We start from the raw sequence: 11,354 nt of genomic DNA, 5'->3' as shown, positions 1-11,354 counted from the left end.
TCTGAAGGGCCACAAAACCTTCATCTTCCGCACAGCATCAATTCCAGAAGTTGCCTACGACCAACTCCCATTCATGTTCAGGACACAAGACCAGCAACAACACACACCGTGCTGTACCGACCGGCAACCAACTGACCAGGCGAGATGCCAAAAACGTCAGCGCTAAATCGGCATCCGTGTCACCACCCGAAACCCCGACCACAGCACGCTGAACAGCAGAAATCCGATACCCACCACACTGACATCACCATGCCGAACCACCACTGACAAGAACTTACAGATCATCAGTTTCGGGGTGTGTACCAGGGCACCAGGCGCAGCACCGGAACCGCGCCACCTCGACGCATGCCCTCGTCACGAGCCGCCGGGCACGGGCTCGGGTCGCCGGACGGCAGGCCGGAACCGCTCACATCCCCGCGTCACGCCATGTGCCGGTGAGCCCGCATTTCTTTCCCTCGGATTCCTTGAGGTAGGGCTCGATCGCCGCGCGCGTCGCCGCGATCTGATTCCCGCGGAAGTAACTCGCGGGCTGATCGCGGAAATCGTAAACGGCGAGCAGCAGATGCTCGCCCGGTTTCCAGCGTGCGGAGCCGGGCTCCGCAGCGGGATCCAGCACATCGACGTCGATCCGCTTTCGTCCCTGCGCCGGCCTCAGCCAGTCGTCGACGGCGAAGGTCAGCATGACCCTGTCGGATTCGGGAGCATCACGGACCGACAGCACATCACCCTCGGCGATCACCTGCGTACAAGGAACCACGGCCTCCCATGTCATACCGGCTTCCGCCTCGCGGCCCGCCGGACTGCGCGAGGTTGTGCCGGACCCATCGGTCCACGCCCCGTAGGAAACTGCGACGCCGGCGACCACTGCGGCAAGGATCAGCACCGGCAGGTACTTTCGGCGTGCCGGACGCCGTGGGCCGACCGGTACCGGTTCGCGATCCGCGTCGGCGCAGTCCCTGGCCGCCTCGGCCCCGATCATGCCGAGTGCCAGGCGGATGCGGTCTTCGTCCGCTGTCTGCATCTCAGAGCACCTCCATTTCCCGAAGCCGTGCCCGCACGGCAGTGACGGCGGCATGCAACCGGCTCTTCACCGTTCCCTCCGGAATGTCCAGCAGCTCCGCCATGTCCCGGACAGTGAGGTCGGCGTAGAAGCGCAGGGTGAGTACCTGCCGCTGCACCGGGGGCAGGGAATCCAGGCCCTGTGCGACAGTCAGTGCGAGCAGCCGGTGTTCTTCCGAATGTTCGGTGGGCGGGTGCTGCTCCCATCGGCCGGCCAGCCGCTCCCGCAGTCCCGCGTCACGGTTGCGCGCACGATGCGAGTCGATCGCCACCCGGGACGCGACGACGCTGATCCAGGCCGCGGGCTCCCTGACCTGCTGACGCCCCCGCTTCGCTTCCTCCTCTATCAGTTTCAGCCGTACCTGCTGGACTCCGTCGTCGAGCTCGTCCCAGGGCACGCCGCCGAGGGCGAGTACTGCCCGTACTCTCCCGCTGTCCAGCGCTTCCGCAAGGGTCGGTCCACGGTCCGGGGACTCGGCTCTGCGCCATCGGGCCATTCCCAGCTCCTTTTCTCACACCTATGACGGAGCAGGGACCGGAAACGTTCGATCTCTCTTGTCGCAGTCCGACAGCCGGTCAGGCCACCGATGAGATGCGCCCGGCCGTCGGCCGGCCGCCCTCGTGGTGGATCGGGGATGAGTCGCCCAGGGCAGGGTCGGTTGCTGTGCGGTCGCTGAACTATCCGCCGAGGGTGAGGTTGTGCAGGCGTGCGATGCCGAGCATGGCGTGGTGGACGCCGTTGCCTTTGAGGCGGCAGTCGCGGAGGATCTTCCAGGTCTTCATGCGGGCGAAGACGTGCTCGACGCGGGCCCGGACCTGGCGGTGGGAGGCGTTGTGCTCTTCCTTCCAGGCGGATAGTTCGTGCTGTCCGCGTTCGCGACGGTGCGGGATGACCAGGCCGGTGCCTCGGTAGCCGCCGTCGGCGACCACAGTGGTGTGGCCGACGGCGGATTTGGCGCCGGACAGTTCCCATGCCTTGCAGTCGTTACGGTTGCCGGGCAAGGGCTGGCCGACCACCACGACGAGCCGGGTGTCGGCGTCGATGACGACCTGGTGATTCGTGGAGTATCGGTAGTTTTTCGACTGCTCGGCCACCGTGTGGTCGCGTGTGGGGACCAGCGTTCCGTCCACGATGAGCACAGTGTCCTTGCGGAACCGCGTGCGCGGTCGGAGCGCGAGCAGGGGGCCGAGGTGTCTAATGACGCGGTCGGCCGCGGACTTCGATACCCCAAAGAGCGGGGCAAGCTGGCGCAGCGTCAAATTCGTGCGCCAGTACGTCGTGACCAGCAGCACCCGGTCCTCCAGCGGCAGCCCCCATGGCCGACCCCGCTGCACCTCATCGGCCCCCTCACGACGCAGCGCGGTCACCAACTTGTCGAAGCAGCGCGGGCTCAGCCCAGTGAACGGGGCTATCCAGGAAGGGGCCGACGCCGTGATCACTCCAGTCACAGCAAGATCATGGCGCCAAGCCGGGGCCCTGTTGCACCACCCAGTCAAAGGCCGCCTGGCCGGGCCGCATCCAAGCTGCACCATGCTTAGCACTGCTGGGGCCGGCACGACGATCTGATGAGGAGCAGGGCGTGGGAAGTCTGTTGAGGAGCGTCTCTGGGGTCCGCTGGGGGGAGCTGCGCGACGCGACGGGGGCTGCGGCTGGCGGTATTCCCCCTCTGCTGTCCCGGATCGCATATGGGGATGAGGACACGGCCCGCATCGCCATCGATGACCTGGGCGATGCCATCTGTGCGCTGGGGTTCGTCGTCGGCGAGGCGACAGCTCCCACGGTCCCGTTCCTTCTCGAACTAATCGGGTCCCCGCACGTGGCTTGCAAGGCCGAGTTGTTGGACCTGCTGGGAAGTATCTGCCGGACCGACCAGTGGCACTCCGCCGCTGCGGCGACCCAGGACCGCAAGCACGACGCGAGCTACCGGCAGCAACCCGGCTGGGAGGCAGCCGCAAGGACAGCCGTGTACGCAGGCCGGTCAGTCGTCGAGGGTGTCGCCTCCTCCGTACGGCCAGAGGAGGCGGCACCTGCTCGGAAGTTGTTGCAGGTGATGGACGACACCCTGCCGTTCCCGGAGCTATGAGCAGTCATTGCGGGACAGCCCTTAGGTTGGCGAGCATGAACATGCAGGGGTGGAGCTATCGCTATGTCGGTCCGGCCGGCTTGAGGAGTCTCGTCCGACCGGGCGGCGGTGGCCAGAGCATGCGTTCGCCAGCAGACTTCGGCGAATGAGCCTCGGCTCAGACAGCAGAGGAGTTGTCCGAGCCCTTCACCTTCGTTGTCGATCAGACCGGAGCCCTGCGGCTTGCACCGCGCCGCAGTGAGCACGTGGTGTGCGCTGGTGGGGAAGCGGTCCTGTGCGCCGGTGAGATCAGTTTCCTCGAGGAGTCCGGGCGGTGGGCGGTCAACGAGGTGAGCAATCAGTCGACCGGCTATTGCCCGGACGTCAGCTCGTGGCCGGCCCTCGCTAAGGCCCTGGACCAGGCCGGGATCGTTCACCCGTCCGGCTTCACGCATGAGGTGGTGTTCCGACGCTGTCCCGCCTGCCAGCAGCTCAATATCGCGCGAGAGGAGGACTTCGTCTGCGCCTTCTGCGACGCGGTCCTGCCGCCGGAGTGGAACGTGGACTGGCCCGGACGCTAGGCGCTCGGCTTGCCGGTCGGGTCCTTGGACCTGCGGCCGCGTCCGCTGTCCCCATGGGGAATCGTGACCGCGCGGGCGGGGAATTACGTGACGCTGAAGCGGCCGAGACTGGGGAATTGCATGACCGCCGACACCTGGCCGCTCCAGTCTCTCCCCTGCATCGTCGGCCCGGCAGTGGTGTCCGCTTCGGGTGTGACGTTGCCCTGCTCGTCGCCGTCGGCGTCGTGACCCTGCTCTACGTGCTGATGGGCTCCGGCGGCAGCGGGCCGACGTCCCTCTGATCGCGCATCGGCCCCGACTTTCGGAGCCCGGCGGGTATATCACCGGACATGACGCGAGCCCGCCACCATAGTGACGGGCTCGTTGAGCGCAGCGGCTGAGGTCAGGGTCCGGCGATCAGCCAGAGGATGAGGATGGCATCGAGGTCCTGGCTGTAGCGGTAGACGACGGAGATCCCTCGGCTATCGGTCTGTTCGGACAGGGGCAGGTGCCGCTCTGGTCGCCCCACAGCCGCCACCAGCGCGGCACGCCGACCCGGGCGGATCCAGGTCTCGGCCCGTGGAAGGGGCGCTGAGGGCCGCGGTGGGGTTGCCCGTGACGGGCCGTCCAGTACCGGCCGGATTTCTGACAGGTGGCTGGACCGCCTATGGGTCGGCGCTGATAGTCGGCACCCCACGGAACCGTCAGCCGGTGCACAGCTGCCGCAAGGAGGGCGGCCTCGACCCGCTGCGTCGTGTTCATGCCGCTCATCGGGCTGGGCGCTCCCCGGTGGGTCGGCTTGCCTTGCAGCAGGGGCACAGGGGGTTGCCGCCGTCTCCATACCGGACGGTGGGCTCGAGGCAGGAAGCACAGCGCCCCACCTGTTCGGGCCTGCATCCCAGTTGTGTGGCGAGCGCTCGACGACTGGGCGTATTTCTGAGCAACCAGAAAAGCCGCCGCGACCGCCTCACCGACGACCAACTCGCGCAACTCGCCGAACTCGGGCTGGCCTGGGCGGTATAGCAGCCGAAGTCGAGCGTCTCCTGTGCGGGGGGTGCCCCTATGTCTTTGGTCAAGCTGGTCGGGTGTTGGTTCGGGGCGTCTGGAACGATGTGTCTGTGCATGCTGATGATCAGGTTGGGGAGGGTGTCCCCGCGGAGTTCGCGGCGTTCCTCCGGGATGCGGTCGACGACCGCCCGGTGAAGATCGCTCCTTCCGTCTGCGAGGGGTGCGGCGGTCGTGTGTTCTTCGTGCTGGTCAACGCGTCCGGGGCGGAACGGGAGTGTTCGGGCTGCGGCAGCCGTGCGTTCGTCGCGGACAGCGAGGAGTACTGGAACGAGGAGTCCTGGGAGGACGACGAGCCCGGTGCGGCCGGCTGCCCGTGCGGGAGCGAGGAGTTCGAGGCTGCGGTCGCGTTCTCGCTCGGCACCGACGGAGCGGTCCGCTGGGTGACCGTGGGCCTGCGGTGCATCAAGGATGGGTTCTGCGGGGTCTATGCCGACTGGAAGATCGACTACGGACCGACGGATCACCTGCTGACCATGGTCTAGGTCTGCGGAGCGACGGCCCGAATGGGCTGCGGTTCATAGAGTGGTGTGCATCGTGAAGTAGCAGGTCACGGGCCTGGTGTGCGTCGGCTCCGGGGTACTCATGCTGGTGACGGGCGGGTGACTTCGGTGGAGATCGTCGGTCAGCGCGACTTCCCGGTTCGTGAGGACCAGCAGGGCCCGTACCAGCGCGGTCACCCACTTCGGGTCGGTGCGGACCTTGCTGAGGACGCGCCAGTTCTTCAGGTGCGCGAAGCCGTGCTCGACCGGGACCCGGACCGCGGCCAGCGCCTTATTTCGACAGCTTCTGGCCCCTGGTCAGGGGCTTGTTGTCGAGATCGACGCCTCCGGCAAGATCTACGTGGCCTGGCAGGACCGCCGCTTCCGCATCAACTGCTCGTCCAACGACATCGTCTACTCGACCTCGACGAACGGCACCACCTGGTCCGCGGTGACCCGGGTGCCGATCGGCGCGACCAGCAGCACGGTGGACCACTTCATCCCGGGCCTCGGCGTCGACCACGCCACCTCGGGCAGCACTGCCAAACTGGGGCTGTACTACTACTTCTACCCCAACAGCAGCTGCACCGCGTCGACCTGCCAACTGGAGGTCGGCTTCACCTCCTCCACCGACGGCGACGCGACGTGGAGCGCGGCGCAGACGGTGGCGGGCCCGATGTCGCTCTCGCAGATCGCCTCCACCACGCAGGGCTCCATGGTGGGCAACTACATGTCCACCTCCGTGGTGAACGGCAAGAGCGTGGCCATCTTCGCGGTCGGCCAGACGCCGACCAACGGCCAGGCCTTCGACGAGGGCATGTACATCGCGGGCGGCGGCCTCGCCGTCCTGGCGGGCACCGTCGCCACCCAGGCCGACCCGGTCGTCTACACCGCGCACACCGCCAACGGCAACGCCAGTTTCTACCGCAACGCAAACTGACCTGATCACAGGCCGGTGACCTGGTAGCACAAGGGGCCGGCCGGCCCGCGGCATCCCACCGCGGACCGGCCGACCCTCCCTCATCGTCGCCCACTGCCGCGGCGCCGCCTAAATCCGCTGGCCCCCATCGCCTCGTCCTGCGACAGTGCGAGGATGGACTGGAGAGCCGTATCCCCCGCGGACGTCGACGCCCTCACCGAGTTGCTCGGCCGGGACGAGGAGGCGACGGTCGGCCGCCGCGAGAGCGGGCCGGCGGAGGTGCGCAGCATGCTGGCAGCCCCCGGCCTCGACCTGGCCACCCGCACGTGGGCCGCGTCGGCCCCCGACGGCAGTCTCCTCGGCTTCGCCGCCCTCCACCCCGCGCCCCAGCCGGGCGAGCTGCGCGCCCAGCTGGTCGTAGCCCCGTGCCCAGAGGCACCTGCCGTCACCGCCGCGCTCCTGGACCGCCTCGACGCCTGGGCCGCCCACGATCTCCCCACCCACGACACACCGGTGACGCTCTATCAACTTCCAGGGTGCCGACCCCGCGACCAACTCCTCAGCCGCGGCTGGACCGTCGTCCACAGCAGCAGCCGTCTCACCGTTGCCCTGGACTCCCTCGGCCTCCCCGAACACCCGGCATCCACGGCGCCCACGGTGCGCGCGGCCCGGAACGACACCGACCTCCGCACCGTCCATTCCGTGCTGAACGAGGCCTTCACCGGCGACCCGGAGCACCCCCACCCGGACTTCGAGGACTTCCACCACGCCCAGCGCCGACGCGAGGGCTACAACCCCGACCTATGGCTCCTCGCCGAACTCGACAGCGTCTCCGCCGGCGCCCTCATCGCCCGCGACCCCGTCGACCGCGCCTGGATCGCCTGGTTCGGCGTCCACCCTGCCCACCGCCGCCACGGCCTCGGCGCCCAACTCCTCGCCACCGCCTTCAGCCTCCTCCACGCCCGCGGCCACCGCACGGTCGGCGTCGACGTGGACACCCACAACACCGGCGCCATGCAGGCCTACACCTCCGCCGGCATGACCCTTCTCGGCGCGGCCGACCAGTGGCACAGGACCTACGTCTGAACCCGGCGCCCGCCCTGCGTCTGGCAGGCGACGCCGCCGGTGGTAGGCCCAGGTGAGAGCCAGAACGATCGGACCCCACAGCATCGCCGGCGTGATGCACACCCGGGCCAGCAGCATCCACCAGCCGTTGCTGAACCCCACCTCGGGCACCAGGCCCACCCAGGCGAGCGGGTAGAGGTCGAACATGGCCACCAGCGCCATGGTGCGCATCGTGAAGTAGCGGGTCACAGGCCTGTGTGCGTCGGCTCCGGGGTACTCATGCTGGTGACGGGCGGGTGACTTCGGTGGAGATCGTCGGTCAGCGGGCGACTTCCCGGTTCGTCAAGACGAGCAGGGCCCGCACCAGCGCGGTCGCCCACTTCGGGTCGGTGCGGACCTTGCTGAGGACGCGCCAGTTCTTCAGGTGCGCGAAGCCGTGCTCGACCGGGGCCCGGACCGCGGCCAGCGCCTTACACGAAACCAAGAGATCGCAGTCCACGATCGGTTCCTCCCGGATCTGTGCCCGCGCGGCAGCCCGCAACGGACTGATTCGATGTATATCGATACACGTTGAGATTGCCCTACGCATCGATGGTTCGGAGCTGTTACCGGTCGTCGAGCCCGGAGCTTGACACGCAGCTTCGAGATGTAACAAAGTTGGTTACAACAAGAGGTCGCGACCATCTACACAGTGCGACCCTGCCCGAGTACGAGGAAAGGTCCAGCCATGTCCACCACCACCACCGGTACTGCACTGATCACCGGCGCGACCGCGGGCCTGGGCGCGGCCTATGCCGAGGAACTGGCCGCACGGGGACACGACATCATCCTGGTCGCGCGAGACGAGGCAAGGCTGGAGAAGGCCGCCGCGGGGCTGGCCGAGCGGTCGGGACGGAAGGTCTCCACCCTGAGCGCGGATCTGACGACCGCCGAGGGGATCCGTTCGGTCGAGGACCGCCTGGCCGGCGACGCGTCGATCGGCACGCTGGTCAACAACGCCGGCATGGCGCTGCTCGGCCCGCTCTCGAAGGCCGATCCGGACCGGCTGGAGAGGCTGATCACGCTCAATCTGACCTCGTTCACCCGGATCGCGGCCGCCGCGGCGAAGGCATTCGCCGACCGCGGCGCGGGCACGATCGTCAACATCTCCTCTGCGCTCGCGCTCAACATCCTCCCGGTGGGCGCCGCGTACAGCGGCACCAAGGCCTATGTGCTGGCCTTCGCCCAGGGGCTGGCCCAGGAGTTCGCCGACTCCGCGGTGCGGGTGCAGGTCGTGCTGCCGGGGGCGCTGGAGACCACGCTCTGGAACGGTTCGGGCATCGAGCTCGACCAGCTCCCGAAGGAGGCGGTGATGTCCCCGCAGGATGCCGCCCGGGCCGGACTCGCCGGACTCGAGGCGGGCGAACTGGTCACCATCCCCTCGCTGCCCGACTACGGCCAGTGGGAGGCCTACGACCAGGCCCGCCAGGCCATGCGCCCCAACCTGTCGCTGTCCCGGCCCGCCGCTCGCTACAGCCGCTGACCAAGCAGGCCCGGCCCGGTCACACACCAGGCCCGGCACCGTCTTCGTCTTCCGCGGCCCCTCGTCTGGGCTTCCGGCCGCCGTGACCGCATCGCTGTCGGGCCCTGCCGGTCGACCCAGTCGGTGGCGGCCGACTCGACCCCGGCGCGCGACTTCGGTGTCCGCCACGACGTGATCAGCCCCGGATTCGCAGGCCGATCGCGGACTTCACTGGCGCGCCGTCCAGCGCGTCGCCGACCGATCCGACTCGCGGCGCTTGACACGCGCCCTCGTGACGTAACAAAGTTGGTTTCGACAGGAGGGCTTCGGTCGCTCCGAACGGAGGAGGTTCGATGAGTGCCAGCAGCCGTATGACCGTGGCAACGCACGCATTGACCTGGATGGCGATGGTCTGCCCCCGGCGTTCCGACGGCATCGTGACCTCCGACGAGATCGCCGTCAGCGTCAACACCAACCCCGTTGTTATCCGCCGCATCCTCGGCAGCCTGCGCGACGCGGGCCTGGTCGTCTCACAGCGCGGGCAGGGTGCGGGCTGGAGGCTGGCGCGCACCCCGGATTCGATCACGCTGCGGGATGTCTACCTGGCCGTCGAACCGGAGCCTCTCATCTCGCTGCACGCCGCGCCCCCCAATCAGGAGTGCCCCGTAGGGCGGGGCATTCCGCCCGTGCTGCAGAAGGCGTACGGCCGCGCGCAAGACTCGATGACAGCCGAACTGGCCACCGTCACCGTCGCCGACGTGCTCAAAAAGACAATCGCCTGACCCCTCGAGCAAGTCGCAGCTCACCCCGGCCGACCTTCATGGATCGGCCTTTCTTACAAGCTCAAATGTAACTGAATTTGTTACATCACCTGGGAGACCCCTCCGACGTGTACCGATCACTCCTCGTACTGACCGCTGCAATGTTCGCCATCGGCACCGACAGCTTCGTCATCGCCGGCATCCTGCCCAACGCGGCACACTCCCTCGGCGTCGACATCGGCACCGCGGGATGGCTGATCAGCGCCTACGCCTTCACCTACGCCATCCTCGGCCCCGTCATGGCAGCGGCCACCACGCGCTGGCCACGCCGCACGCTCTTCCTCTCCGGCCTCGGCATCTTCGTCGTGGGCAACCTCCTCACAGCCCTCGTCCCCGACTTCGGTGTGGCCCTCTTCTCGCGGGCACTCGCCGGGCTCGGCGGCTCCATGGTCACTCCCACCGCCGTCGCCGCGGCCGCCGCGCTCGCACCACCGGAGCGCCGGGGACGCGCCATCTCCGCCGTGATGGCCGGTCTCAGCGCCGCGACCGCGCTCGGTGCTCCCCTCGGTACGGCAATCGGCAGCCTCAGCGGCGACTGGCGTGCCACCATGCTCTTCGTCTCCGCCCTCGGCTTGCTCGCCGCCGCCGGAATCGCCCTGCTGCTGCCCAAGATCCCCAACCCGCCGCTGGTCCCGCTGCGCGCCCGCGTCGCCCCGCTCGGTGACCGCCGCATCGGCCTGACCCTGCTGACCACCCTCCTGCTGTTCACCGGCCTGTACACCGTCTACTCCTACATCGCCGAGGGCCTGGACCGCGCCACCGGCGGCAGTGGCACCGCCCTCGCCATCCTGCTGTTCGTCTGGGGCGTGGCGTCCACCATCGGAACCCTCGGCTCGGGCAACCTGGTCGACCGCCTCGGCTCCCGGCGGATCATCAACACCGCCCTCGTGGCGCTCGCACTGGACTTCGCCCTGCTGCCCTGGTCCAGCGCGCACCTGGGCACCGCCGTCGTGGCCCTGGTCGTCTGGGGCCTGTGCGGCTGGGGATTCCTCACCCCGCAGACCCACCGCCTGATCGGCGCCATGCCCTCCGCGGCCCCCATGCTCACCGGGCTGAACTCCGCCACCGTATACGTCGGCGTCTCCCTCGCCCCGCTGCTCGGACAGGCCGGAATGGCCTGGTCCGGCGCCCACTGGCTCGGCCCCATCGGCACCGTGCTCATCGTGCTCTCCCTCATCGCGGCGGAGACAGCACACAACGTCATCCGCCGCCACACGGCACACCACGCACCCACGCCGCACGCAGAGCCAGTACCGGCCAACTGACCCGCACCTGCTCACCAGCCGCCACCGTCACAGCGGCCTCCCCACAGGCACCACGCCCAGGACGGAGAGCCCGGCGCGCTGGCGTCGCTCGGCCCGCAAGGCGGCGGAGGCGCTGGCGGCACGGATGTGCACCGACCCGTGGCAGCAGGCACTCGGCCTCTTCGTCTCACCACCGCGCCGGTCTGCGGCCTGACGGCAAAGGAGCCGCTCGCTTCGGGCAACTCTCCCGTCCCGCCGGCTGAGCCGGCACCTGACGGCGTCGGGCGGTGCGACCTCATGTGAGGTCGTATTGCCGATACCCTGCGGTGTCTACGGTGTCAAATAGCGGGCGCCGAAATCTGGAGGCACCGCCCCATGCTGATTGCTCAGCGTCCCGCGTTGACCGAAGAGGTCGTCGACGAGTTCCGCTCCCGGTTCGTCATCGAGCCGCTGGAGCCGGGCTTCGGCTACACCCTCGGCAACTCCCTCCGCCGCACGCTCCTCTCCTCGATCCCCGGCGCTGCTGTCACCAGCATCCGGATCGACGGTGTCCTGCACGAGTTCACCACCGTGCC

At 68.5% G+C, this 11,354-nt stretch carries 13 protein-coding genes and 2 pseudogenes; 9 read left to right on the top strand and 6 right to left on the bottom strand.

Annotated elements, in window-relative coordinates; translation table 11 throughout:
- Positions 1–406: 406 nt before the first annotated feature.
- The 3 genes from ACFU8W_RS51095 to ACFU8W_RS51085 all read right to left on the bottom strand — a co-directional run bounded on the left by ACFU8W_RS51095 (position 407) and on the right by ACFU8W_RS51085 (position 2,508).
- Entirely contained in the window at positions 407–1,021 is a 615-nt protein-coding gene (locus ACFU8W_RS51095) for a hypothetical protein (RefSeq protein WP_384052682.1), read from the bottom strand.
- A gap of 1 nt (position 1,022) precedes the next feature.
- Positions 1,023–1,556 carry an RNA polymerase sigma factor gene (locus tag ACFU8W_RS51090; protein ID WP_384052681.1) on the bottom strand — a complete coding sequence of 178 codons (534 nt, stop codon included), beginning with the start codon at positions 1,554–1,556 and terminating at the stop codon, positions 1,023–1,025.
- Positions 1,557–1,737: 181 nt separating this feature from the next.
- Positions 1,738–2,508, bottom strand: coding sequence for a transposase (locus ACFU8W_RS51085; RefSeq protein ID WP_384052680.1), 771 nt, complete (start codon positions 2,506–2,508; stop codon positions 1,738–1,740).
- 131 nt (positions 2,509–2,639) lie between these two features.
- Here ACFU8W_RS51085 and ACFU8W_RS51080 point away from each other — a divergent pair, with 131 nt between their 5' ends.
- Both ACFU8W_RS51080 and ACFU8W_RS51075 read left to right on the top strand, forming a co-directional pair.
- Positions 2,640–3,143, top strand: a complete 504-nt coding sequence (locus ACFU8W_RS51080; protein ID WP_384052679.1) for a hypothetical protein — start codon at positions 2,640–2,642, stop codon at positions 3,141–3,143.
- A 35-nt stretch (positions 3,144–3,178) separates the two neighbouring features.
- Positions 3,179–3,703: pseudogene (locus tag ACFU8W_RS51075) on the top strand (hypothetical protein).
- A gap of 382 nt (positions 3,704–4,085) precedes the next feature.
- Here the strand turns inward: ACFU8W_RS51075 and ACFU8W_RS51070 are convergent.
- Positions 4,086–4,211 carry a hypothetical protein gene (locus ACFU8W_RS51070; RefSeq protein WP_384052678.1) on the bottom strand — a complete coding sequence of 42 codons (126 nt, stop codon included), beginning with the start codon at positions 4,209–4,211 and terminating at the stop codon, positions 4,086–4,088.
- A 589-nt stretch (positions 4,212–4,800) separates the two neighbouring features.
- On the opposite strand from ACFU8W_RS51070, the gene ACFU8W_RS51065 reads away from it, so the two are divergent.
- Positions 4,801–5,232 carry a hypothetical protein gene (locus tag ACFU8W_RS51065; RefSeq protein ID WP_384052677.1) on the top strand — a complete coding sequence of 144 codons (432 nt, stop codon included), beginning with the start codon at positions 4,801–4,803 and terminating at the stop codon, positions 5,230–5,232.
- A gap of 33 nt (positions 5,233–5,265) precedes the next feature.
- Here ACFU8W_RS51065 and ACFU8W_RS51060 read toward each other — a convergent pair whose 3' ends face one another.
- Entirely contained in the window at positions 5,266–5,475 is a 210-nt protein-coding gene (locus ACFU8W_RS51060) for a hypothetical protein (protein WP_384052683.1), read from the bottom strand.
- On the opposite strand from ACFU8W_RS51060, the gene ACFU8W_RS51055 reads away from it, so the two are divergent.
- Positions 5,393–6,169: a hypothetical protein gene (locus tag ACFU8W_RS51055; protein WP_384052676.1), complete on the top strand. Its 777-nt coding sequence runs from the start codon at positions 5,393–5,395 to the stop codon at positions 6,167–6,169. The genes ACFU8W_RS51060 and ACFU8W_RS51055 overlap by 83 nt on opposite strands.
- A gap of 153 nt (positions 6,170–6,322) precedes the next feature.
- Positions 6,323–7,234, top strand: a complete 912-nt coding sequence (locus ACFU8W_RS51050; protein ID WP_384052675.1) for a GNAT family N-acetyltransferase — start codon at positions 6,323–6,325, stop codon at positions 7,232–7,234.
- 298 nt (positions 7,235–7,532) lie between these two features.
- On the opposite strand, the gene ACFU8W_RS51045 is transcribed toward ACFU8W_RS51050, so the two are convergent.
- A complete protein-coding gene (locus ACFU8W_RS51045; protein ID WP_384052674.1) occupies positions 7,533–7,712 on the bottom strand; it encodes a hypothetical protein in 180 nt (59 codons plus the stop codon).
- 228 nt (positions 7,713–7,940) lie between these two features.
- Here ACFU8W_RS51045 and ACFU8W_RS51040 point away from each other — a divergent pair, with 228 nt between their 5' ends.
- From ACFU8W_RS51040 to ACFU8W_RS51025, 4 genes and pseudogenes are all read left to right on the top strand, one after another.
- Positions 7,941–8,735, top strand: a complete 795-nt coding sequence (locus ACFU8W_RS51040) for an SDR family NAD(P)-dependent oxidoreductase (protein ID WP_384052673.1) — start codon at positions 7,941–7,943, stop codon at positions 8,733–8,735.
- A 332-nt stretch (positions 8,736–9,067) separates the two neighbouring features.
- Positions 9,068–9,496, top strand: coding sequence for an Rrf2 family transcriptional regulator (locus tag ACFU8W_RS51035; RefSeq protein WP_384052672.1), 429 nt, complete (start codon positions 9,068–9,070; stop codon positions 9,494–9,496).
- Between the two features lie 107 nt (positions 9,497–9,603).
- Positions 9,604–10,800, top strand: a complete 1,197-nt coding sequence (locus ACFU8W_RS51030; protein WP_384052671.1) for an MFS transporter — start codon at positions 9,604–9,606, stop codon at positions 10,798–10,800.
- A 354-nt stretch (positions 10,801–11,154) separates the two neighbouring features.
- A pseudogene (locus ACFU8W_RS51025) lies at positions 11,155–11,354 on the top strand (DNA-directed RNA polymerase subunit alpha); the annotation flags it as partial.

The sequence above is a fragment of the Streptomyces sp. NPDC057565 genome (assembly GCF_042801455.1).
In the GTDB taxonomy this organism is placed as follows: Bacteria; Actinomycetota; Actinomycetes; order Streptomycetales; family Streptomycetaceae; genus Streptomyces; species Streptomyces yanii.
The sequence above is the reverse complement of the archived record's forward strand: the minus strand, read 5'-3'. Positions and strand labels throughout refer to the sequence as shown.

Bases quoted from the DNA above. Each gene is read 5' to 3' on its own strand.
- ACFU8W_RS51040 (WP_384052673.1), top strand. From the start codon at position 7,941: ATGTCCACCACCACCACCGGTACTGCACTGATCACCGGCGCGACCGCG.
- ACFU8W_RS51090 (WP_384052681.1), bottom strand. From the start codon at position 1,556: ATGGCCCGATGGCGCAGAGCCGAGTCCCCGGACCGTGGACCGACCCTT.
- ACFU8W_RS51035 (WP_384052672.1), top strand. From the start codon at position 9,068: ATGAGTGCCAGCAGCCGTATGACCGTGGCAACGCACGCATTGACCTGG.
- ACFU8W_RS51095 (WP_384052682.1), bottom strand. From the start codon at position 1,021: ATGCAGACAGCGGACGAAGACCGCATCCGCCTGGCACTCGGCATGATC.
- ACFU8W_RS51050 (WP_384052675.1), top strand. From the start codon at position 6,323: ATGGACTGGAGAGCCGTATCCCCCGCGGACGTCGACGCCCTCACCGAG.